Annotated in this window: 20 protein-coding genes and 1 pseudogene; 11 read left to right on the forward strand and 10 right to left on the reverse strand. The window is 71.5% G+C overall.

Annotated features, from left to right (window positions below):
* Positions 1 to 41 precede the first annotated feature (41 nt).
* The gene (katG, locus tag OOK07_RS33060) at positions 42 to 2,234 is read right to left on the reverse strand and encodes a catalase/peroxidase HPI (protein WP_266685470.1); all 2,193 of its coding nucleotides are present in this window, start codon (positions 2,232 to 2,234) and stop codon (positions 42 to 44) included.
* Between the two features lie 25 nt (positions 2,235 to 2,259).
* A complete protein-coding gene (locus OOK07_RS33065) occupies positions 2,260 to 2,697 on the reverse strand; it encodes a Fur family transcriptional regulator (protein WP_266800089.1) in 438 nt (145 codons plus the stop codon).
* 266 nt (positions 2,698 to 2,963) lie between these two features.
* Between OOK07_RS33065 and OOK07_RS33070 the strand changes: the two genes are divergently transcribed.
* Positions 2,964 to 3,374 (forward strand): hypothetical protein, encoded by a 411-nt coding sequence (locus OOK07_RS33070; RefSeq protein WP_266685472.1) that lies wholly within the window; start codon positions 2,964 to 2,966, stop codon positions 3,372 to 3,374.
* 75 nt (positions 3,375 to 3,449) lie between these two features.
* On the opposite strand, the gene OOK07_RS33075 is transcribed toward OOK07_RS33070, so the two are convergent.
* The 5 genes from OOK07_RS33075 to OOK07_RS33095 all read right to left on the reverse strand — a co-directional run bounded on the left by OOK07_RS33075 (position 3,450) and on the right by OOK07_RS33095 (position 7,882).
* On the reverse strand, positions 3,450 to 4,157 hold the full coding sequence (locus OOK07_RS33075) for a cupredoxin domain-containing protein (RefSeq protein ID WP_266800091.1): 708 nt from the start codon (positions 4,155 to 4,157) through the stop codon (positions 3,450 to 3,452).
* Positions 4,145 to 4,660, reverse strand: a complete 516-nt coding sequence (locus OOK07_RS33080; protein ID WP_266800093.1) for a hypothetical protein — start codon at positions 4,658 to 4,660, stop codon at positions 4,145 to 4,147. The genes OOK07_RS33075 and OOK07_RS33080 overlap by 13 nt, the downstream gene beginning before the upstream one ends.
* A 103-nt stretch (positions 4,661 to 4,763) precedes the next feature.
* The gene (locus OOK07_RS33085) at positions 4,764 to 5,837 is read right to left on the reverse strand and encodes a cupredoxin domain-containing protein (RefSeq protein ID WP_266800095.1); all 1,074 of its coding nucleotides are present in this window, start codon (positions 5,835 to 5,837) and stop codon (positions 4,764 to 4,766) included.
* 69 nt (positions 5,838 to 5,906) lie between these two features.
* Positions 5,907 to 7,232: a copper resistance CopC/CopD family protein gene (locus tag OOK07_RS33090; RefSeq protein WP_266800097.1), complete on the reverse strand. Its 1,326-nt coding sequence runs from the start codon at positions 7,230 to 7,232 to the stop codon at positions 5,907 to 5,909.
* Positions 7,229 to 7,882 (reverse strand): hypothetical protein, encoded by a 654-nt coding sequence (locus tag OOK07_RS33095; RefSeq protein WP_266800098.1) that lies wholly within the window; start codon positions 7,880 to 7,882, stop codon positions 7,229 to 7,231. The genes OOK07_RS33090 and OOK07_RS33095 overlap by 4 nt, the downstream gene beginning before the upstream one ends.
* A gap of 583 nt (positions 7,883 to 8,465) precedes the next feature.
* Between OOK07_RS33095 and OOK07_RS33100 the strand changes: the two genes are divergently transcribed.
* Together OOK07_RS33100 and OOK07_RS33105 are read left to right on the forward strand one after the other, a co-directional pair.
* Entirely contained in the window at positions 8,466 to 12,581 is a 4,116-nt protein-coding gene (locus OOK07_RS33100) for a bifunctional nitrate reductase/sulfite reductase flavoprotein subunit alpha (protein ID WP_266800100.1), read from the forward strand.
* A gap of 111 nt (positions 12,582 to 12,692) precedes the next feature.
* The gene (locus OOK07_RS33105; protein ID WP_266800102.1) at positions 12,693 to 13,262 is read left to right on the forward strand and encodes an XdhC family protein; all 570 of its coding nucleotides are present in this window, start codon (positions 12,693 to 12,695) and stop codon (positions 13,260 to 13,262) included.
* 98 nt (positions 13,263 to 13,360) lie between these two features.
* Here the strand turns inward: OOK07_RS33105 and OOK07_RS33110 are convergent.
* Positions 13,361 to 13,588 (reverse strand): annotated as a pseudogene (locus OOK07_RS33110) (DUF5990 family protein); the annotation flags it as partial.
* Between the two features lie 105 nt (positions 13,589 to 13,693).
* Here OOK07_RS33110 and OOK07_RS33115 point away from each other — a divergent pair.
* A complete protein-coding gene (locus OOK07_RS33115; protein ID WP_266800104.1) occupies positions 13,694 to 14,329 on the forward strand; it encodes a hypothetical protein in 636 nt (211 codons plus the stop codon).
* Between the two features lie 39 nt (positions 14,330 to 14,368).
* Positions 14,369 to 15,118: a YcnI family copper-binding membrane protein gene (locus OOK07_RS33120; RefSeq protein WP_266800106.1), complete on the forward strand. Its 750-nt coding sequence runs from the start codon at positions 14,369 to 14,371 to the stop codon at positions 15,116 to 15,118.
* Positions 15,119 to 15,398: 280 nt separating this feature from the next.
* On the opposite strand, the gene OOK07_RS33130 is transcribed toward OOK07_RS33120, so the two are convergent.
* Entirely contained in the window at positions 15,399 to 17,150 is a 1,752-nt protein-coding gene (locus tag OOK07_RS33130; RefSeq protein ID WP_266800108.1) for a hypothetical protein, read from the reverse strand.
* A 266-nt stretch (positions 17,151 to 17,416) separates the two neighbouring features.
* Between OOK07_RS33130 and OOK07_RS33135 the strand changes: the two genes are divergently transcribed.
* The 4 genes from OOK07_RS33135 to OOK07_RS33150 all read left to right on the forward strand — a co-directional run bounded on the left by OOK07_RS33135 (position 17,417) and on the right by OOK07_RS33150 (position 20,133).
* The gene (locus OOK07_RS33135) at positions 17,417 to 17,806 is read left to right on the forward strand and encodes a cell division protein SepF (protein WP_266685482.1); all 390 of its coding nucleotides are present in this window, start codon (positions 17,417 to 17,419) and stop codon (positions 17,804 to 17,806) included.
* A gap of 76 nt (positions 17,807 to 17,882) precedes the next feature.
* Positions 17,883 to 19,070, forward strand: coding sequence for an AAA family ATPase (locus tag OOK07_RS33140; RefSeq protein WP_266685483.1), 1,188 nt, complete (start codon positions 17,883 to 17,885; stop codon positions 19,068 to 19,070).
* The gene (locus OOK07_RS33145) at positions 19,067 to 19,441 is read left to right on the forward strand and encodes a nucleotide pyrophosphohydrolase (RefSeq protein WP_266800111.1); all 375 of its coding nucleotides are present in this window, start codon (positions 19,067 to 19,069) and stop codon (positions 19,439 to 19,441) included. Before OOK07_RS33140 ends, OOK07_RS33145 begins: the two co-directional genes overlap by 4 nt.
* Positions 19,442 to 19,635: 194 nt before the next feature.
* Positions 19,636 to 20,133 (forward strand): DUF6099 family protein, encoded by a 498-nt coding sequence (locus tag OOK07_RS33150; RefSeq protein ID WP_266800114.1) that lies wholly within the window; start codon positions 19,636 to 19,638, stop codon positions 20,131 to 20,133.
* 279 nt (positions 20,134 to 20,412) lie between these two features.
* Here the strand turns inward: OOK07_RS33150 and OOK07_RS33155 are convergent, their stop codons facing one another.
* The gene (locus OOK07_RS33155) at positions 20,413 to 20,574 is read right to left on the reverse strand and encodes a hypothetical protein (protein ID WP_266685486.1); all 162 of its coding nucleotides are present in this window, start codon (positions 20,572 to 20,574) and stop codon (positions 20,413 to 20,415) included.
* 238 nt (positions 20,575 to 20,812) lie between these two features.
* Here OOK07_RS33155 and OOK07_RS33160 point away from each other — a divergent pair, with 238 nt between their 5' ends.
* Positions 20,813 to 21,736, forward strand: coding sequence for an LLM class F420-dependent oxidoreductase (locus tag OOK07_RS33160; RefSeq protein WP_266800119.1), 924 nt, complete (start codon positions 20,813 to 20,815; stop codon positions 21,734 to 21,736).
* 75 nt (positions 21,737 to 21,811) lie between these two features.
* Positions 21,812 to 22,078, forward strand: coding sequence for a hypothetical protein (locus OOK07_RS33165; RefSeq protein ID WP_266800121.1), 267 nt, complete (start codon positions 21,812 to 21,814; stop codon positions 22,076 to 22,078).
* Positions 22,079 to 22,144: the final 66 nt, after the last annotated feature.

Below are 22,144 nucleotides of genomic sequence, written 5' to 3' on the forward strand. Positions count from 1 at the left end.
GGGTCGTACCGTCAGACTCAGACTCAGACTCAGACTCAGACTCAGACGAGGTCGAACCGGTCCGCGTTCGAGACCTTGACCCACGCGTCGACGAAGTCCTTCACGAACTTCTCCTTCGCGTCGTCGGCCGCGTAGACCTCGGCGACCGCGCGCAGCTCGGAGTTCGAGCCGAAGACGAGGTCGGCGCGGGTGCCGGTCCACTTGACCTCGCCGGTCACGTCGTCGCGGCCCTCGAAGGTGTTCTGGTCCTCGGAGGTGGACTTCCACGTCGTGCCCAGGTCGAGCAGGTTGACGAAGAAGTCGTTCGTCAGCTTGCCCGGGGTGTCGGTGAAGACGCCGTACGAGGTCTGCTGGTGGTTGGCGCCCAGGACGCGCAGGCCGCCGACGAGGACGGTCAGCTCGGGGGCGCTCAGGCCGAGCAGGTTCGCCCGGTCGAGCAGCAGGTACTCGGCCGGCAGGCGGTTGCCCTTGCCCAGGTAGTTGCGGAAGCCGTCCGCGGTGGGCTCCAGCGCCTCGAAGGACTCGGCGTCGGTGTGCTCCTCCGTGGCGTCCACGCGACCCGGGGTGAAGGGCACCTCGATGTCGTGACCGGCGTCCTTGGCGGCCTTCTCCACGGCGGCGGCGCCACCGAGGACGATCAGGTCGGCCAGGGAGACCTTCTTGGCGCCGGAGTTGAACTCCGACTGGACGCCCTCCAGGACACGCAGCACCTGCGCCAGCTCGTCCGGCTGGTTCACCTCCCAGCCGGCCTGCGGCTGCAGACGGATACGGGCGCCGTTGGCACCGCCGCGCTTGTCGCTGTTGCGGAACGTCGAGGCCGACGCCCACGCGGTGGTGACCAGCTGCGAGACGGTCAGACCCGAGTCGAGCAGCTTGGCCTTGAGGGACGCGACGTCACCGGCGTCGATGACCGCACCCTCGGCCTGCGGCAGCGGGTCCTGCCAGATCAGGGTCTCCGCCGGGACCTCCGGGCCGAGGTACAGCGACTTCGGGCCCATGTCACGGTGGGTCAGCTTGAACCAGGCGCGGGCGAAGGCGTCCGCGAACTCCGCGGGGTTCTCGTAGAAGCGGCGCGAGATGGGGCCGTAGATCGGGTCGAAGCGCAGCGACAGGTCGGTGGTGAGCATCGTCGGAAGCTTCTTCTTCGACGCGTCGTGCGCGTCGGGGATGATCGCCTCGGCGTCCTTCGCCACCCACTGGTTGGCCCCGGCGGGGCTCTGCGTGAGCTCGTACTCGTACTCGAAGAGGTTCTTGAAGAAGCCGTTGCCCCACTGGGTCGGGGTGGCGGTCCAGGTGACCTCCAGGCCGGACGTGATCGCGTCGCCGCCCTTGCCGGTGCCGTACGTGCTCGCCCAGCCCAGGCCCTGGGCCTCGATCGGGGCGGCCTCGGGGTCGGCGCCGACCAGGCTCGCGTCGCCGGCGCCGTGGGTCTTGCCGAAGGTGTGACCACCGGCGATGAGGGCGACGGTCTCCTCGTCGTCCATCGCCATCCGGCGGAAGGTCTCGCGGATGTCGCGGGCCGCGGCGATCGGGTCCGGGTTGCCGTTCGGGCCCTCGGGGTTGACGTAGATGAGGCCCATCTGGACCGCGCCGAGCGGGCTCTCCAGCTCACGGTCGCCGGTGTAGCGCTGGTCGTCGAGCCAGACCTTCTCGGGACCCCAGTACACGTCCTCCTCGGACTCCCATACGTCCGCGCGGCCGCCGCCGAAGCCGAAGGTGTCGAAGCCCATCGACTCCAGGGCGACGTTGCCGGCGAGGATCATGAGGTCGGCCCAGGACAGGCTCTTGCCGTACTTCTTCTTGACCGGCCACAGCAGACGGCGGGCCTTGTCGAGGTTGCCGTTGTCCGGCCAGCTGTTCAGGGGGGCGAAGCGCTGCTGGCCGGCGCCGGCGCCGCCGCGGCCGTCGCTGATGCGGTAGGTGCCCGCGCTGTGCCAGGCCATACGGATCATGAAGGGGCCGTAGTGACCGAAGTCGGCCGGCCACCAGTCCTTGGAGTCCGTCAGCACCTCGGTGATGTCCTGTTTGACCGCTGCCAGGTCGAGGCTCTGGAACGCCGTGGCGTAGTCGAAGTCCTCACCGAGCGGGTTGGCCACGGCCGGGTTCTTGGCAAGGATCTTCAGGTTGAGCTTCTCCGGCCACCACTGGCGGTTGCCGCCGCCCTGGGTGGGGTGAAGGGCACGGTCGTGCGCCACCGGGCACTTCGCTTCGGCGGCGTCGTTCTTCTCGGACATGGGAATCCTTCCGGGGGGTGGGTGCTCAGGCCGTGCGAGCGGTGGAACAGTCGGGGCACAGGCCCCAGTAGATGACCTCGGCCTCGTCGATCGCGAAGCCACGGTCGTCTGACGCGGTGAGACAGGGGGCGTGACCGACCGCGCAGTCGACGTCGAAGACGGCACCGCACGACCGGCACACGAGGTGGTGGTGGTTGTCGCCGACCCTTCCCTCGAAGCGTGCCGGGCTGCCGGGCGGCTCGATGCGGCGTACGAGGCCTGCCGTGGTCAGCGCGTGGAGCGCCTCGTACACGGCTTGAAGGGATATGTGGCCCACCCGGTCGCGTACGCCCGAGGCGATCGCCTCGACACCGAGGTGGTCACCCCGGCGGACGGTTTCGAGCAGTGCGACGCGGGCGGCCGTCACCCGCAGGCCGACACCGCGCAGCTCGTCGGCGGTGGTCGGGGTCCGGGGCGAAGTCATGCGCCCAACCTACCCGCATAAACACGAATGGTTCAAGAAAACGAACGGTACATGTTTGGTGACCGCGCGACGGCTCCCCGGGGGATCCCCGCTGATCGAGGGGTTCGCACCACCGATCACGGAGTTTGCGCCACAGATCAAGGGGTTCGCACCACTGTTCACGCCTACGGGTGAATCAGGGAATGGATGTCCGGTCTGCGGCGGTGCGGTGCGGTGTGCTGGACACGACGTGCCGTGACGGGACGGGACGAAGGGGGAGCGGATCCGTGGATGTCTTCGTGCTGTGTGCCTGGCTGCTGACCGCGGGCCTGGGCGGCTATCTCGCCCTGGTGTGGATCCGGCACGGCGGCCTGCGGCAGCGCACGCCGGGCGTGACGCGGCTGCCGCTGTGGCTCGTCGTGGGGCATGTCGTGCTGGCCGTCACCGGCCTGGCCTGCTGGACGGCGTATCTCGCGGGCGCCGTGCGGGGCACGGCCTGGGCGGCCTGCGCGGTGGTGCTGGTGGTCGCCGCGTTCGGGTTCATGATGCTGCTGCGCTGGCTGCCCAGCTCGGGCCGGCACTCCCGCGGCGGCAGAACCGCCGAGCGTCACTTTCCGCTCACCGCGGTCGTCGCCCACGGGATGAGCGCGGGCGCCACCGTGCTTCTGGTCGTTCTGGTGGTCATGGGACAGGTGTGAGCCGGCTGTTCCCGGGGCCGTCGCTCCAGGGCCGTGAGTCGGCTGGTCCCACTGTCATTGCTCCGGGGCCGTGAGTCAGCTCGTTCCGGGGTCTTCGCTCCGGGTCGCGGCCGAGCGGGAACCGACGAGCAGCAGGCACAGCACGGCGACGCCCGCGACCGCGCCCGTCAGGAGCAGCAGCGGATCGAGAGGGCGGCCGGCGGAGGCGGCGGCGCTCTCGGTGTCCGGCGCGGGCTGGGCCGCCGCGGACGGGACGGGGGAGGAGGACGCTCCCTCTGACGCCGCGGGGGCGGCGGCCTCCCTGGTCGCGGGCCTGGACCGGTCCATGTTCATCGGCGGCATCGCCGATGCGGCGGACCGCCTCGGTACGGCCGTGGGGGCCGGGGCCGGGGCCGGGTGGTGGTGGACCGGCGCGTGGGTGGTGGGGGCGGCGGCCGGCTGGACGACGAGCTGGGCCGTCATGCCCGGGTGCACCGTGCAGAGGTAGCCGTATGTGCCCGCGGCCGTGAAGGTGTGGCTCCAGCTGCCGCCCTTGTTCAGCATCGGGGAGTGGATCGAGGCGGGGCCGGACGTGGTCTTCACGTCATGGGGTGCCTGGTCCTGGTTGGTCCAGGTGACGGTGTCCCCGGCCATGATGGTCAGCGAGCGGGGCGCGAACGCGTAGCCCGACATGACGACCTGGTGCGTGGTGGCCGCCTGCGCCGCCGGGGCGGGCAGCACGGTGACGGGGCCGGCCACGAAGAGGGCGGCCAGCAGGATGCGCGGAACGGTCAGGCGGGGCATGTGAACTCCGCGGCGACGAGGAGCCGGATACCGGCTGCGGGGCGGGTGCGGGGCAGGGTGAGGCCGGTCGTACGGCGCAGTGCGCGGTACGGCAGCCGGAGGGTGCCGAGGAGCAGGAGCCGGTCGGCGGTGCGCTCGACGACGCGGAAGCCGAGGACGGCCGTCGCCGGGTCGCCGGCCAGGGCGAGTTCGCCGGGGACGTGCAGCCGGGTGGCCTCGTCGGTGGGCGTGAGGCTCGTACTGACGAAGGTGAGCACTCTGCCGTTCAGCGTCCGCCCGGCCAGCTCCAGTTTCAGCACGCAGTCGTCGGGGTCGGGCGCCACGGTGAGGGTCGCGTCCAAGGCGGTGAGCCGGCGCCGCAGGGTGGTCAACGGGCCCAGGCGCGCGCTCAGTTCGACGATGCAACGATCCGGGGCGGCGGAGTAGGTACCGGGGGCCGGCAGCCAGTCGGGGCCCGGGCGGGGCGGTGGGAGAGTGGCGGTGGGAAGTGTCTCGGTGGTCATCTCGGCACCTCTGTGGGCGAGCGGAGTGACGGGCGGGGAGAATGGAGGGGCGGCGGGCCGGCAGACTGCGACTCGGCCGGCCCGCCGCATCCTGCTGAAGGGGTCAGCAGGAGTTGGTGACGTAGTTCTCCGTGGGGGCGAGCAGGTGCTCGGCCCAGACGGTGTGCATCTTCACGTAGGCGTCCGGGTTGAGGATGTCCGTGATCTGCTGGCTCAGCGACTCCTCCAGGTGGGCGGAGTTGATGTGCTGGAGCAGCACACTGAGCGTGTCGTCCGAGACGCTGCCGACGCCGTTCACCGCGGGCGTGAGGATCGACTCCAGCCATACGGTGTGCATCTTGATGTAGCTGTCGAGCTTGAGCGCGTCCTGGACCTGCTGGCCCGGAGACTCCTCCAGGTGCGCCTTGTCGATGTGCTGCAGGATCGGCAGCAGCACCTGCTGGACGCTGACGCACTGGTCGCCGCCGCCACCATCGCCTCCGCCGCTGCTGCCCCCGGAGCTGCTGCCCCCGGACGTCGAACCGCCCGTGCTGCCCCCGGTCGAGCCGCCCGTGCCGCCCGTGCCGCCCGTGCTGCCCCCGGTCGAGCCGCCCGTGCCGCCCGTGCCGCCCGTGCCGCCCGTGCCGCCCGTGCCGCCCGTGCCGCCCGTGGAGCCTCCGGTCGAACCACCGCTGGAACCACCGGAGCTGCCGCCGCCGCTGTCGGCGACCACGGTGATCGAGGCCGTCATGTCCGGGTGGACCGCGCAGTAGTACTCGTACGTACCGGCCTTGGTGAACGTGTACGACCAGCTGTCGCCCTTCTGCAGCGAGCCGGAGTCGAACTTGGCGGGGCCGCTGGTGGTGGTGACCGTGTGCGGAGCGGTGTCCTCGTTGACCCACTTCACGGTCTCGCCGACCTTCACGGTCAGCTTCGGCTGGGCGAACTTGTAGTCCTTGATCTCGATGGTGTGGTCCGCCGCGGCGGCCTTGGCGGACGTCTGGCCCATGTCCGCCATCGAGTGCGCCTCGGCCGCGGGCTGGGCGGTCCGCGTGGCCGCGGCCCCGGCGGACGCCTGGAGCAGGCCGAGACCGACGGCGGCCGCGAGGCCCGCGCCCATACCGGTGGCCAGCAGTACCCGGTTGCCCACCCGGGAGCGACGGTGGTGCGGAGGTGCGGTGGTTTCTTCTGTCTGCATGGAGGTGCGTCTCCCTTGTGAAGTTCCTGTGGGTTCCCTGTCGGGCGACAGGGGTGGGACAGGCGCCGGTCAGCGGCCTGGGGCCGAGGTGACCAGCAGACTCGTCGCGGCCAGCACGACGAGGACGAGCCCCGTCTCCGCCGCGACCGAGTGGATGAAGGGCCGTACGGTGGCGCGGTCGCCGCGCAGCAGTACGGCGATGTCGAGCCGCGTCCTCACCCAGCCGCGGCTGCGCTGGGCGATCGCCAGCACCAGGGCCAGTACGGCGAGTTTGAGCAGCAGCAGCCGCCCGTACCCGGTGTCGACCAGGGCGTCGAAGGACCCGACGACCTGCCAGGTGAGCACCGTCCCGGCCGCCACGATCGCGGCCACCGACACCCCGGCCAGCGTGGAGTAGCCGGACACGACGGCCGAAAGCTCCTCGGGCCGCCGCCGGGGCAGCACCCCGAACAGCAGCAGTGTCAGCCCGCCGAGCCACAGCGAGACGCCGAGCAGATGGACCAGGTCGGCCACCGCGCCCCAACCGGGGTGCGTGCCCTCGGAGTTGTGGCCGGTCATGCTCGTCGTACGCAGCAGCCCGACCGTCACCGCCAGAGCGCCCACCCGCCAGCCGGGCGACCGTGCCGTGCCGTTCCCGCCCTGAAGGACGGCGGCCAGCACGATGGCGGCGAGCACCCACATCAGCACCCGGCAGGCGGCCACGACGCCGACCTCGGTGCCCGACAGGGGGGTGTAGGTGGCCCCTCGGAACACGTCGCCGAGAGTGCCCATCGCGCCGTACGCGCTCTGCAGGCCCGGCGTCACCAGGCTCGCCGCGAGACCGACGGCCCAGGACAGCGTGAGGATGCGGCGGGTACGGCGGTCCCCGGCGCCCTGCGGCCACAGCAGCGCGACGAAGGCCAGACCGCCGACGTACAGGGCGAGGGCGAGGTAGCCGGCCCAGCGGGCGGTGATCCAGGCGGTGTGCACCGTCTCGGACGGATGCGGCACCGGTGGCGCGGCGGCGTCGGTGGCCGAGGCCCGCGCGGTGAGGCGGAAGGAGAGCACCCCTGACGTGGTGTGCCCGTCCTCCATGTCGAGGACCTGCCAATTCAAGGTGAGGCGGTCCTGGCCGGAGGTCTTGGGGACGAGGACGTGGACGGCCCTGTCGTCGGCGCCGCGGGTCACGGTCAGCGGCTTGCCCGCCGCCTTGATGTGGACGTCGTCCGGATCCACCGCCTCACTGAAGGCCAGGTTCACGGTCGCCGGGGTGTGCGTGAGCCGGGTGCCGTTCTTCGGGGCCGAGGACTCCAGCTCCGTGTGCGCCGACGCGGGCGGCGCGGCGAGCAGCAGGGCCGCCAGGGCGGCCAGGGCGGCCAGGATCGCGGCGAGCAGGGACGGTGCGCGGCGTCTCACGGCAGTACCTCCGGTATCACCGAGGGCGAGGCGGCCACGCCGACGCAGATCGACGACAGGGGCCGCAGCGGGCTGTCGGTGGACGGCGAGGGAGAGGGAGTGGACGACGGGCTCGCGGAGGCCCCGCCGAGCAGGCCGTCCAGCAGCCCGGTCACCGGAGTGATCACGCCGTTCAACAGCGGCTTCACGAGGCGGACTTCACCCTCGTCGCAGCTGTCCGAGGCCGAGGGGGAGGGAGAGGGGGCCGGCGTGGACAAGGGCGGGGGAGAGGTTCCCGCCGGTCCGCCACCCGTTCCACCCGTTCCGCCCGCACCGTGATCGTGGCCGCCGCTTTCCCCGCCCGTCGGCGAGCCGCCGCCGGTAACGGGAATTCCGGCGCCGCTTTCTCCCGCCCAGTAACCTCCCGCCGAGCCGGACCCGTAATTCCCGGCCGATGTGTCGGGCGGACCTGTCTCCGAACGGGACGTGGGCTGACGGGATGGCGGTGAGGCACCGGAGGCCGGTGGCGACGCGGTGTCGACGGTCGTCGTGCCCGGGGCTCCGATGCCCGAGGCGTATCCGAGGACGACGACGACGGCCGCGACGAGCGCGCCCGCGACGATCTCGTCGCGATGGTCTCCTGGCCAGGATGCCCTGGCGAAGAAGGACATGGTCCCTCCTGACGCTGTGCTTGAACGGCGGTGACCAGGAGTGGACCCGCGGGACGATTCCCGTCCGCTACGCGTCAGTTACTCGGTCGTTTCGTTGCCTCATATTCGACCTGGGGTGGGTTGTGAGAACGGACCTCAGCGCATTAATGCGCGTATTGCGTCCCGTGAAGAAAACGAAGGGAATGTGAATTCGAACGCGCAGGGTATTTCTTCTTCACCGAACCGCCTTGAATGCGTATGCCTCCACTGTCGGTGTGCAGCTCGACGCAGCACGTGTCCGTCCGGGGCTCCACTACGGCGGCACTGCATCGGTTCTCGTCGCGGCCCGTGGCAGCCGGGCCGCATCGGTTCTCGTCACGGGCCGCCCCCGACGACCGCTCCCTGCCTTGCGTGCGGAGCGTCCTGCTGCCCCGCGGGCGCGCTCTCCCCCGTCCGGATCCCGCCTCTCACACCGGCCGCCCCACCCCTGTGCGCCCGGTGTAACCCCTGATGACCGGCTCAGGAGACACCCGTGTAATGGGCATTTCGTACGGTCACGGAAGCTCGACCCGCACGGGACGATCACGAGAGGCAGGGGGTGTCCGTGGCCGCGCCGGACTCGCGGAACGCCGGCACGAGGAAGGTGCGGACGGTCTGCTCGTACTGCGGTGTGGGTTGCGGCATCGTGCTGGATGTCGGGCTCGGACCGGACGGACGCCGTACGGTCCTGAAGGCGTCCGGTGACAAGGAGCACCCGGCCAACTTCGGCCGGCTGTGCACCAAGGGCGCGACCACCGCCGACATGCTCGCCGCTCCCGGACGGCTGACCACGGCCCTGGTCCGGCACGAGCGGGGCGCGGAACCCGTGCCGGACGCCGTCGGGGCGGCCGTACAGGAGACGGCCCGGCGGCTGCGGGCCGTCGTCGACGAGCACGGGCCGGACGCCGTCGCCTTCTATGTCTCCGGGCAGATGAGCCTGGAGGCCCAGTATCTGGCGAACAAACTGGCCAAGGGGTTCGTGGGGACGAACCAGATCGAGTCGAACTCGCGGCTGTGCATGGCCAGCGCGGGCACCGGATACAAGCTGTCGCTCGGCGCCGACGGGCCTCCGGGGTCGTATCAGGACCTCGACCGCGCCGATCTCTTCCTCGTCATCGGCTCCAACATGGCCGACTGCCACCCCATCCTCTTCCTGCGCATGATGGACCGGGTGAAGTCGGCCGGCGCCAAGCTGATCGTCGTCGACCCGCGCCGCACCGCCACGGCGGCGAAGGCCGACCTGTTCCTGCAGATCAAGTCCGGCACCGATCTCGCCCTGCTGAACGGGCTGTTGCACCTGCTGTACGAGAACGGGCACACGGACGCCGACTTCATCGCGCGCCACACCGACGGCTGGGAGGAAATGCCCGCCTTCCTCGCCGGCTACCCGCCCGCCGCCGTCGCCGAGATCACCGGCATCCCCGAGGACGACATCCGGGAGGCCGCCCGGCTGATCGGTGAGGCGGGGGAGTGGACCAGCTGCTGGACCATGGGCCTCAACCAGTCCACGCACGGCACCTGGAACACCAACGCCCTGGTCAATCTGCATCTGGCGACCGGTGCGATCTGCCGTCCGGGCAGCGGCCCCTTCTCCCTCACCGGGCAGCCGAACGCCATGGGGGGAAGGGAGATGGGCTACATGGGGCCCGGGCTGCCCGGGCAGCGGTCGGTGCTCGTCGCCGAAGAGCGGGCGTTCGTCGAGGAGTTGTGGCAGCTGGAGCCCGGCAGCATCCGTGCCGACGGCGTCGGCAAGGGCACCGTCGAGATGTTCCGGAAGATGGCCGACGGCGACATCAAGGCCTGCTGGATCATCTGCACCAACCCGGTCGCCTCCGTCGGCAACCGCAGGACGGTCATCGAGGGCCTGGAGGCCGCCGATTTCGTCGTCACCCAGGACGTCTTCAACGACACCGAGACCAACGCGTACGCCGACATCGTCCTGCCCGCCGCCCTGTGGACCGAGACCGAGGGCGTGCTCATCAACAGCGAGCGCAACCTCACCCTGGCCCGGCCCGCCGCGGACCCGCCCGGCGAGGCCATGGCCGACTGGCGGATCATCGCGGCCGTCGCCCGGGAGATGGGATACGAGCAGGGGTTCTCCTACGACAGCGCCGAGGACGTCTTCGAGGAGATCAAGCGGGCCTGGAACCCGAAGACGGGGTGGGACCTGCGCGGGGTGACGTACGAACGGCTGCGTGAGACGCCCGTGCAGTGGCCCGCGGCGAGCGAGGACGGGCCCGACCGCAACCCCGTCCGGTACGTCGGCGAGGACGGCACCCTCACCTTCCCCACCGCGAGCGGCCGCGCCGCCTTCTTCGCACGGCCGCACGTCCCGGCCGCCGAAATGCCCGACGACGACTACCCGTTCGTACTGAACACCGGGCGGTTGCAGCACCAGTGGCACACGCTGACCAAGACGGCGAAGGTGCCCAAGCTGAACAAGCTCGACTTCGGACCGTTCGTGGAACTCCACCCGCAGGACGCCGACCGGCTGGACATCGCCGAAGGCGACTCGGTGGAGGTGGCCTCGCGGCGCGGGCGGGCCGTGCTGCCCGCGGTGGTCACCGACCGCGTCAGGCCCGGGAGTTGCTTCGCGCCGTTCCACTGGAACGACCTGTTCGGGGAGTATCTGAGCATCAACGCGGTGACCAGCGACGCCGTCGACCCGCTGTCGTTCCAGCCCGAGTTGAAGGTGTGCGCGGTGTCGCTGACCAAGGTGTCGACTCCGGTGACGGTGCGAACGCCGGGTGCGGAAGCAGCAGTTGAAGTGGCGCCAGTGCCGATGCCGACTCCCCTTCCCATGACCGCCGCCGATCCCTTCGGGCTCGCCCCCGCCCCGCCGCCCGTGCTCACCGCGCAGGAACGGCAGTACCTCGTCGGGTTCCTCGCGGGCATCCCCTCCGGCGCCCCGGGCGTGCCCGTACTGCCGCCCTCGGCGCCCTTCAGCCCCGAGCACGCCCTGTGGGTGAACGGGGTCCTCGCGGGGATGTACTCCCGCAGCGCCGAACCCGCCCCGGCGCTGTCGGCTCCCGGCCGTGAGGTGGTGATCCTCTGGGCCTCCCAGACCGGCAACGCCGAGGACTTCGCGGCCGCCACCGCCGAGCGGCTCAAGACGGACGGCCACGCCGCTTCCCTGCTCGGCATGGACGAGGCCGACCCGGCGGCACTGCCGGCCGGCGCCGACCTCCTCCTCATCACCAGCACCTTCGGCGACGGCGACGCCCCCGACAACGGCACCGGCTTCTGGGAGACGCTGGCCGCGGCCGGCACCCCGCGCATGGACGGCCGGCGCTTTGCCGTGCTCGCCCTCGGCGACTCCTCCTACGACGACTTCTGCGGCCACGGCAGGCGGCTCGACCACCGGCTGGACGAACTCGGCGGGCTGCGCCTCACCCCGCGCGCGGACTGCGAGCCCGACTACGAGGACGCGGCGCACGCCTGGCTCGACCAGGTGCTCACCGCCCTGTCCGGGCCACCCACACCCGTATCCGCGCCCGCACGCACACCTATATCCGCACCGGCGCCGGCGCCGGTCGCCCCACGCCCGAGCCGCACGAGGAAACCCGCTCCCGTCACCGCACGTCTCACCGGCAACCGTCTGCTGAGCCTCCCCGGCGCCGGCAAGGAGGTACGCCGCTTCACCTTCGACACCCGCGACAGCGAGACGCCGCTCCTCTACGATGCGGGCGACGCGCTCGGCGTCCGGCCGCTCAACTCCCGTGCCCTGGTGGGGGAATGGCTGGCCGTGACCGGCCTGGACGCGGACAGCGTCGTCGACGTGAACGGCGCAGGGGAAGTCCCGCTCGGTGAGGCCCTGTTGCGTCAGCTCGACATCACCCGCATCACTCCCGACCTGCTTCGATTCGTCGCCGAACGGGCCCACGACCCACGGGAGTTGAAGAAGCTGCTGCGCCCTGACAACAAGGGAGAGCTGGCGAAGTGGTCCTGGGGCCGGCAGGCCGTCGACGTGGTCGCCGAGCACGAGGTCCGAGCCGGCGCCCAGGACTGGGCCGACGTGCTCGGACGCCTGCAGCCCCGCCTGTACTCCATATCGTCCAGTCCGTTGACCGACCCCCACCTGGTCTCGTTGACCGTCTCCGTGGTCCGGTACGAGAACCTGGCCGGCCGCCCCCGGCACGGTGTCTGCTCCCCCTTCCTGGCCGACGCCGAACCGGACACTCCCGTGCCGGTCCATGTGCAGCCCTCGACGCACTTCCGCCCGCCCGCCGACCCCGCAACCCCGATGATCATGATCGGCCCGGGCACCGGCGTCGCCCCGTTCATCGGATTCCTGGAACAGCGCCGGGCCCTCGGCCACCCCGGCCCCAACTGGCTGTTCTTCGGCGAACAGCACCGGGCCACCGACTTCTACTACGAGGACGAGCTGACCGGTTTCGCCGCCGACGGCACCCTCGACCGGCTGGACACCGCCTTCTCCCGTGACCAGCGGGCCAAGGTGTACGTCCAGGACCGTATGCGCGAGCACGGGCCGCTGCTGTGGTCCTGGCTGCGGGACGGTGCGCACTTCTATGTCTGCGGAGACGCGTCCCGCATGGCCAAGGACGTCGACCAGGCGCTCAGGGACATCGCCGTCGTGCACGGGGGGCTGGACGAGACGGGGGCGGCTGCGTACGTGAAGCAGCTCGCAACGGAGAAGCGGTATGTGCGGGACGTGTACTGAGCGGTAGGCGGTCGCCGGCCGGCCGCGGACGCGCCGTGGCTGGTCACGCCGTCGCGGCGGAGCAGCGTATCGACACTGTCCGCGCCCCTTCGGGGCGCTTGGGCTCGGTGTATGAGAGAACTCTCAAAGACGGCGCAGCGGTGGGCGGCCCAGCGGCGTACGGCGGAGGCGGTTCTCGCGCGGCCCGTCACCGAGCGGGGCTTCGGGCCCCGGCACCCGGGCGACGCGATCCTGATCGACGCGGCCGGGACCTGCCACGGCACCCTCTACCTGGGCGCCTTCGACCGACAGCTGGCCGAGGAGGCCGTCTCGCTCGCCCCCGGGCACACCGCCCGCGTCTGCGCGGTGGCCGTGCACGACGACGGGGTGAAGGAGGCCGGCCTGACCTGCGGCGGGCAGGCCGAGATCCTGCTCCAGCCCCTGCCCATCATGCTCAGCCATGAACCCGACGTGGACATCCCCACCCTGCACGCCGCCCTGACCTCGGGCATCCCGTACGTGGGCGCACTGGGCTCACGGCGCACGCAGGAACGGCGTGCCGCCGGTCTGGTCGAGGCGGGCCTCGACGAGGCGCACCTGGGCCGCATCCACGGCCCGATCGGCCTGGACATCGGCGCCCGCACCCCGGCGGAGACCGCGATGGCCATCTGCGCGGAGGTCCTCGCAGCACTCGTGCGTTAGCCGCAGATGCCGGCCGGACGCCGCTTGCCACATCGCACGAGCCCGGCCATGCACTTGGGCGCGTTCCTTGCTGTCCATCATCCCGCTCATCCCACCGGACGCCCTTGAACATAAGGGCCCTTCACATCCGTACCGGTGACCGTGCACTCCAGTGTCCAGCTCGCGGACGCGGCGTCGCCGGGTTGCGGGTCGAGCAACTCGGCGGGCCGCTCCCGGCGCTGCACGGCCACATGGATGTTCGTGTACGACGGGATGCCGTCGTCGGGTCCGCACGCGCGGCCGGGCAGGTCGACTCCGTCGATACGGATGCGCAGTCCGGCCGCCATCCCGTCACCGCCTCGGCTCTTCGCTGTGTGGGTTTGCAGTCTGCACCCGTGCGCTTGGGTATCCGCCGGGCGGGGCCGCAGCCGGGCGTGGCAGTATCGGGCGCCATGACGGCGTCGGCTTCGGTACGCGGGGTGCGCGCGGCGGTGTTCGCCGCGCTGTGCGTGCTGCTCGCCGCCGGGGGACACGCGCTGGCGACCGGGGCGGCACCGCCCGTGTGGGTCCAGGCCGCCGGGTTCCTGCCGGTGTTCGCGGCCGGGTGTCTGCTGGGCGGCCGGGAGCGCTCGCTGCCCGCCATCGGCGCGGGGACGCTTGCCGCCCAGGGCGGCCTGCATCTCGTCTTCGACGCCGTGCGGCCGCACTCCATGGCGCTCATGCAGGGAATGCACGGGATACACGGGATGCATGGGATGCATGGGATGCACGCCATGCAGGGCATGCGCATGGCCCCCACCCAGGCCCTGACACCGCACGCCACCGCCGCCCATGTCGGAGCTGCCGTGGTGCTGACCTGGTGGCTGCGGCGCGGCGAGGCCGCGGTGTGGTCGCTGCTGCGCCGGGCCGCCACGCTCGTACCCGGCCTCGCGGCCTGGTGGCAGGCGCGCGGCGGGGCGTGGCGGGTGCCGGTCGCGCGGGACGCCGTACGGCTGTGCGCCGACGGTGCGTGGCCGCGGCGGCGGCTGTTGCTGCGGCACGCGGTGCAGCGGCGCGGTCCGCCGCCGGGGATGTCGTACGCGATCTGACCTCGACATCCCTTCCCCAGTACGGAGATCCACCCACTCATGTCCACTGCACGTACCGCCCTGCGCCGCGCCGGTGTCGTCACCGCCCTGGCCGCCGCCGGCGTCCTGACCGCGGCCGGTGTCGCCTCCGCGCACGTCACCGTCCACCCCGACAGCTACGCGAAGGGCGCCACGGACGGCGTCCTGAGCTTCCGTGTCCCCAACGAGGAGGACACGGCGAGCACCACCAAGGTGCAGGTCTTCCTGCCCACCGACCACCCCGTCCTCGGCGTGCTCGTCTCGCCGCCGCAGAGCGGCTGGACGGCGAAGGTCACGAACACGAAACTGAAGACACCCGTCAAGACCGACGACGGCACCATCACCGACGCGGTCTCCGAGATCACCTGGACGGGCGGGAAGATCGGCGCGGGCCAGTACCAGGACTTCAACGTCGCCTTCGGTCAACTGCCCGACAACACCGACCAGTTGACCTTCAAGACCCTGCAGACCTACTCCGACGGCAAGACCGTCCGCTGGATCGAGGAGGCACAGTCGGGCGGGGACGAGCCGGAGAACCCGGCGCCGGTCCTCAAGCTCACCGCCAAGGGCGCCGAGGAGGGCGGCACCCCGGCCGCCTCGGCGAAGGCGTCGAACAGCTCCGGCAGCGCCGGCAGTCCCGCGTCGGCCTCCGCCGGCAGCAGCGACTCGACCGCCCGCGGGCTCGGGGTCGCCGGGCTGGTCGTGGGGGTGCTGGGCCTCGCGGCGGCGGCGTTCGCCCTCGTACGCAACCGCTCCAACAGGGCCGAGTAGTACAGCGGCACACCCGCCTGCCCGGACCGCCGCGACCGGACCGGGCAGGCGGTGCTCATACACCCGGGCGGGGAGCGTGCGGCCCGCCCGGCTCCGCCGCCGGCACCTGATCCTGGACGCGGAGTTAACCGTGGACGCGCCGCGTTCGGCCTGGGCCGGAACCAGACGGGCATGATCCGCGGCCTCACCACCGTCGCCGCCACGCTCCGCTTCGTGCGTACGGCGGCCTGACGCACCCCGCTGACCGGCCTGAGTTACTGTCAACTCACCTGACGTACCGTCAACCAGCCTGACGGGCCTGGGAGTCGCCGCGCTCCACCAGCTGGACGTCGGTGCTCGACAGGGTCTGCGGCGTCCCCGTGAAGGCCCGCAGGCGGACGCGGGTGCCCGGTTTGACGGGCAGCGCGTACGTCCCGTCGGCCGGCCTGATCTCCATCCGTACGGTGCTGTGCGCGGGAACCATGGCCGGGCCCCGCACCAGCGACCAGTACTTGCCCGAGCCCTGGTTCGTGGTCAGCATGAAGTGGGGCGTCAGGGCGCTGTCGTCCACATTGGTGACCCGCAGCGTCAGCCGGGAGACGAAGCCGGCCGAGACGCGCCGCACCGCGGCGACCCGCATCTGCAGCGGCGGCGAACCGGTGACCGCCACGGCAGCGCTCACCAGCGCCGGGGAGACCACGAGCGCGGACATCGCGACCAGCGCCGTACGGCGGCGCGGGCCGTTCAGTGGACGCGGCCGCGGCTGCCAGGCGCGGACGAACTCCGACGGGGGAGCGGTGACCGCCGCCGCCAGCCACAGCGGCGTCATCAGGTAGTAGCCGTCCTGGGACCGGGTCGCCAGGTAGAAGGCGCACCAGGGCAGCACGGTCGCCGCGGGGCCCAGACGGCGCATGAACAGCACCAGCAGCGCGAGCAGGGCCGCGGCCAGCAGCAGACTCGCGTGCCCGTACCAGTCGAGCCGGTCGCTGCCGTCGGTGAAGTACAGGGAGACGTCCCCGAGGCCCTGCCCGTGCAGCGTCGCGCCCTGTGTCAGCGGCAGCGCGATGCCCGCGACCCAGGTGCCCGGCTCGCTCACGACGAAGTACGTGTTGATCAGCAGCCAGACGGTGGCGGCGATACCGACGAACCGCAGCACCACCACCGTCGCCGCCCGGCCGCCCAGCTCGCCCCGGCGCATCGCATAGATCCCGGCCAGCAGGAACGGCGCCAGGAACCACGGCAGTTGCTGCGCCGCACACGCGACGCCCAGACAGGCGGCCCGCGCCACACCGGCAGGCCCCAGACGCCCGCCCCGCCCGATCCGCGGCCAGCGCACCACCACCGGGATCAGCAGGGCCAGCGCCGTGATCGCGGGATAGCCGAGCCGGCCGTACGTCGGCAGGAAACCGAAGCCGAGACAGGCCATGGTCGCCGCCGACCGCCACGGCGCGGGGAGCATCCGCCACAGCACGACAGTGCCGACGACGAGCGCACCGGTGCTCACCGCCGTCGCCGGGGCGCCGCCCTGGCCCAGCCACAGCAGGGGTGCGGTGAGGAGGGGGGCCAGCGGCGGATAGCCGTACGTGTAGTCGTAGCCGCCGGTGATCGTCGGGGTGAGGGCGATGCCGTGGCCGAACAGCCAGGGCCACGGCTGCCCGTAGACGGCATGACCCTTGACGAGTTCCTGGGCGGCCTGGGTGGTCAGGAGCGCTTCGTCGGAGCCACCGTGGTCCATGGCCCAGGCGCACAGGGCGAGGGCCACCGCGGTCACCAGGACGCACAGGTCCAGGCGTGCCAGCGAGCGGGCCCGGCGTACGACCAGCGCCAGCACGCCGCACACCAGGATCGAGGCGTAGCAGAGCGAGATCACCGCGGCCACGGGCAGGCGGTGGCTGGCCGCCTGAGTCCACACCGTGCGAGTGCCGATGAAGAGGCTGACGTCTGCGAGCAGCGTCAGGACGCGATGCCACTGCGCCGGGGGTTCCGGGACGGCGGACGCCGCCGACTGCGTCCGCCGACCGGGTGCCGCCAGCTGTGTTTCTGCCAAGTGCACGTGACGGGACGCTAGCCGCGCCCGGTGAGCGGGACGTCGCCGGAGGTGAAGAGTCCGGTGTGAGCCCGGTAAGAAGCCTCGATCGGGCAGGAAACCGGTCATATCTGGCGTTGCTCCGGCGTTGTTCCGTCGCTGTCCGACGCCATCTGTCGCCGCTGGGGCGGTTGTGGCGGTCGCGGACCGTGTCGCTGTTGGGCCGAACGGGTGACTTGGCGTAAGAATTGGCTGGTGCAGGCAATAAGTGCGAGTCAGTTCGGGGGGAGCCGGTGAACAGCCACGACATCACCGATGAACAGTGGCAGGGGCTCGCCCAGGTGGTGCCGCTGCGTGGGCGCGACGCCTGGCCGTCATCGGTGGACCACCGCTCGATGCCGGACGCGGATACGGAGCTGCGGCGCCGTTTCGTGGTCCTCAGGGTCAACGTCTTCGCCGATGCCCGCGAGGTCGCCGAGACCCTGATGGCCGGTATCCCCGTCCTGCTCGACCTCAGCAGCGCCGAGACCGAAGTCGCCAAGCGCGTCCTGGACTTCAGCACCGGAGTCGTCTTCGGCCTGGCCAGCGGAATGCACCGCGTCGACCGCAACGTCTTCCTGCTGACCCCGGCGGACACCGAGGTCACCGACCTGATGGAGAGCGCGCGAGCGTCGGGCACCTGAAGTCTCGTCCCCCGATCGTAGGAAGCTCCCCACGCCGTAACGGTTCACCGCACGAGCGGAGCCCTACGGTCCGGACATGACCATGCCCTCCGCGCCCTCCGCGCCCTCTCTGTCCCCTGCGCCGCCGCAGCCCGTCGGGGATCGACCACGGCCGAGCCGGCCCTGTGCCACCGAGTTGCGGCTGTCGGCGTTTGCCGGGCATCGGCGGGCCGGGTTCGCGCTCGGGCCCGTCACCCTCTTCGCCGGGGGCAGTGGGTGCGGGAAGACGAGTGCCCTGCGGGCGTACGAGGCGCTGGCCCGGCTCGGCGGGGGTGCCGAGGTCGGGGAGGTGTTTCCCGACGCGAGCGCGTGCGTGCCCGATCGGGCACGGCCCGACGCCCAGCGGCGGCGTGGATTCCGTATCGGCTGTACGGTCGACGGGCCCGAGGGCGCGGTCCGGCTCGACGTCGCGGTGCAGGCCGAGCCCGAACTGCGCATCGTGGGCGAGCGGTTGACCGCGGGCGGGCTGGTGCTGCTGGAGACGGCCCTGCGTGATCCCTCCCGCCGTACCGTCCAGGCCGCCTGGCACACCGCCGGTTCGGCATCCGTGACCCGGGCTCCGCTGCCCGACGACAGGCTCGGCACCGCACTGCTGCCGCTGCGCGTGGCCGGCAAGACCGACGGACAGCGCCGGGTGCTCGCCGCCGCCGAACAGATGGTCGTCGCCCTGCGGTCCGTCTTCGCCTGCGATCCCCGCCCCGGCCGGATGCGGGCGCCCGTACCGATGGGCTCCGGCCGGCTCCTCGGTGGCTGCGACAACCTCGCCGACGTGCTTTCGCGTACCCGCGCCGAGTGCGGACGGCGGCACGCCCAGCTCGTCGACGCGGTGCGCGCCGGATGCGCGGGACCGGTCGCCGACATGCTCGCCGAGCCGCTCGGCGACGGAACCGTCCGGGCTCTGCTCGACCGCGGCGACGGCTTCATGACTGCTCTACGGCAGCTGGGCGACGGCGAGTTGAGATACGCGGCCCTCGCCCTGGTCCTGCTGACGGGGCCGGGCGTGCTGGAGGTGGACGCAGCCGGCGAGGTGCCCGCCGCGATGCAGACCCTCACCGTCCTCGCCGACGGCTTCGACCGCTCGCTGGACCCACGGCAGCGGCAGGAACTGCTGCGGCTGGCCGTACGGATGGGGGCGCGCGGCCACATCCGTGTCGTGGCCGCGGTCAGCGACGCGTCCTGGGCGGCCGGGACGGACGGAGTCACGGTGGTACACCTGGAGCCGTGACCGATCACCAGGGCGGACCTCCGCACGAATCCCCGCACGCATCCGCGCACGAGCCCCTCGACGTGGTGAAACTGCAGCGCAGGCTGGCCGACTTCGCGGCCGCTCGCAACTGGCAGCCGTACCACACCCCCAAGAACCTCGTCGCCGCGCTCAGCGTGGAGGCCTCCGAACTGGTCGAGATTTTCCAGTGGTTGACGCCGGAGCAGTCGGCCAGGGTCATGGAGGAACCGGACACGGCACACCGGGTGAGGGACGAAGTCGCGGATGTACTCGCCTACTTGCTGCAGTTGTGCGAGGTGCTGGGCGTCGACCCGCTGGAGGCGCTGAACGCGAAGATCGACCGCAACGAACGTAGGTTCCCTGCGCCTTAGGCGCTTGTCGCGAGGGGGAGTTGCCCAGTCCACTTTCACTCTCCGGAGTCAAATTCCTGCCCGAAACCGATTTCTTGTCCGAAGATTTCCGTCTTCCTCTGGCTTTTCTATCCGCACGCACTCACTCTGGGTAGTGGACACCGGAGTTCGGGCGGACGTGCGGGCAGCGCGTCGTGACAGACGGGGGCAGCGGCATGGACGCTGTGTGGCTCATCGTGACGAGCAGACGGGCCCTGGCAGGGAGCGGCGGTGCGCCGGAGACCATGACGGAGGTGTGGCAGGCGCACGCACTGGCACAGGCGATAGGCAGCCGCCTCGCGGTCTCGGGTCCCCCCGAACTGCGGGGCGAGGCGCTGGGGTTGACGGAGCTGGCGGGCCGCGGCTGCGGCGTCCTCGACACGCCGCACCTCGCCACCGAGGACCTGCGTGCGGCCCAGCTCACCGACCTGGGCGACGCCCGGCAGGCCCTGCTCTGCCTGGGCGGCCTTCTCGGCGAGGTGGGCATCGCCCTGGTGGGCCTCGCCTGCGCCGCGGACGACGAGGGCACCTACTGGCAGTGCATGGAGGCCATCGACGCGGCGGACGAGTCCAGGGACCGGGTGCAGCAGATGCTGCGCAAGCTTGCCGACCGGGACGAGGCACTACCCGAGACGGGCCGCAGGCAGGCACTGCCGGAGCGGGAGGCGGGCTAGGCCCGGCGGCCAGGAAGCGCGGCTGCTGCGCGGCCGGCCTGCTCCGAAACCCGAAGACCATCCGAACCCGAAGGCGAACCCGAAGCCCGAACCCGAAGCCCGAGCCCGAAGCCCGTACGCGAAGCCGGAATCTGGAACCCGCAACCGGTCCGGCCCCTGGTCCGGCCCCCGGTCCAGCCCGAAATCTGTGGCCGACCTGATCAGAGATCCGCATCCGGCCCGATCCAGGACCTACAACGCACCCGGTCCGAACGCACGCCCCCTTCGTCGGATCGGGTCTCAGCCGGCTTCGGTGGCCTCCGTGCCCCGTCCCGCCGACTGCAGGTCCGCGTCGAGGGCCGACAGGTCCGCGTTCAGTGCCGCCATCAGCTCCTCCATCTGCTGCAGCAACCCCTTCGGCTGGCCGCCTCCGCCCTGCTGTGGCACGGACTCTTCGGACATGACAGCCTCCTCGGCCCCGGGCCCCTCGGGGAGGCCGATCGGGTGACACTCCGGCGACGACCGCCGACGCGGGCGCCGGGCGGTCCGGCTCCGCACGAGCCAACGATCACCGTCAGAGCGGGTCACTGGCGTGGGCGTGTCCCGGGCGCGGCATTGACGGATTTTCACCCGACCGTGAAGGGGGGTGCACGGAGGGACCGGTGGGATCGACCGGCACCGGTGCGTGCAGGATGGACGCATGGATCTTCGCATCTTCACCGAGCCCCAGCAGGGCGCCTCCTACGACACGTTGCTCGCCGTGGCGAAAGCCACCGAGGACCTCGGTTTCGACGCATTCTTCCGTTCCGACCACTATGTCCGCATGGGCTCGGGCGATGGTCTCCCCGGCCCCACGGACGCCTGGATCACCCTCGCCGGTCTGGCCCGGGAGACCAAGCGCATCCGCCTCGGCACACTGATGACCGCCGGCACCTTCCGGCTGCCCGGCGTGCTCGCCATCCAGGTCGCGCAGGTCGACCAGATGTCGGGCGGACGCGTCGAACTGGGCCTGGGCGCCGGCTGGTTCGAGGAGGAGCACAAGGCGTACGGCATCCCGTTCCCGAAGGAGAAGGTCGGCCGCCTCGAGGAGCAGCTGGAGATCGTCACGGGTCTGTGGCGGACAAAGACCGGCGACACCTTCGACTTCCACGGCAAGTACTACGACCTCACCGACTCGCCCGCGCTGCCCAAGCCCGCCCAGGACCGGATCCCGGTTCTGATCGGCGGCCACGGCGCGACCCGCACCCCGCGCCTCGCGGCCCGCCACGCCGACGAGTTCAACATGCCGTTCGCCTCGGTCGAGGACAGCGAGCGCCAGTTCGGCCGGGTCCGCGCCGCCGCCGAGAAGGCCGGCCGGCGGCCCGACGACCTCACCTACTCCAACGCCCTCGTCGTCTGCGTCGGCAAGGACGACCAGGAGGTCGCCCGCCGCGCCGCCGCGATCGGTCGTGAGGTCGACGAGCTGAAGGCCAACGGCCTCGCGGGTACCCCCTCCGAGGTCGCCGACAAGATCGGCCGCTATGCGGAGATCGGCTCCCGCCGCCTCTACCTCCAGGTCCTCGACCTCGCCGACCTGGACCACCTGGAGCTGATCTCGTCCCAGGTCCAGTCGCAGCTGTCGTAGCTGTCGCAGCTTTCGCAGCAGCGCCGTGGCGTATCCCTGGCCGGGGACCGGTCAGCGTCCCTGGTGGTCCGTCGTGTGTTCCGGGCCGTCCGTCAGGAACGCGGTGACGGCGCGGTGGTGGTCGGTGGTGGCGGCCACCACCGCGGCCAGGGGCCGGAGGGCGGAGTCAGCAGAGCGGACGCCGCCGTCGAGGTAGCGGCGTACGACGTCCTCAGCGGCGAGCCCGGCGAAGACACTCACGTCGACACCGGCACTGACGACGCGTCGCAGCGGTTCGACCAGCTGGACGAGGTGACCGCGGCGTTGTGGGAGGCCGTGGCGGCCGGCCCGGAGGCGCGCTGAAAAATCTTGAGTGAGTCACCGGCATTCGCTGTACGTTGAGCGGAAGCGCCGCACCGGTGGCGCTTC

The sequence above is a fragment of the Streptomyces sp. NBC_00078 genome (genome assembly GCF_026343335.1).
Classification (GTDB): domain Bacteria; phylum Actinomycetota; class Actinomycetes; order Streptomycetales; family Streptomycetaceae; genus Streptomyces.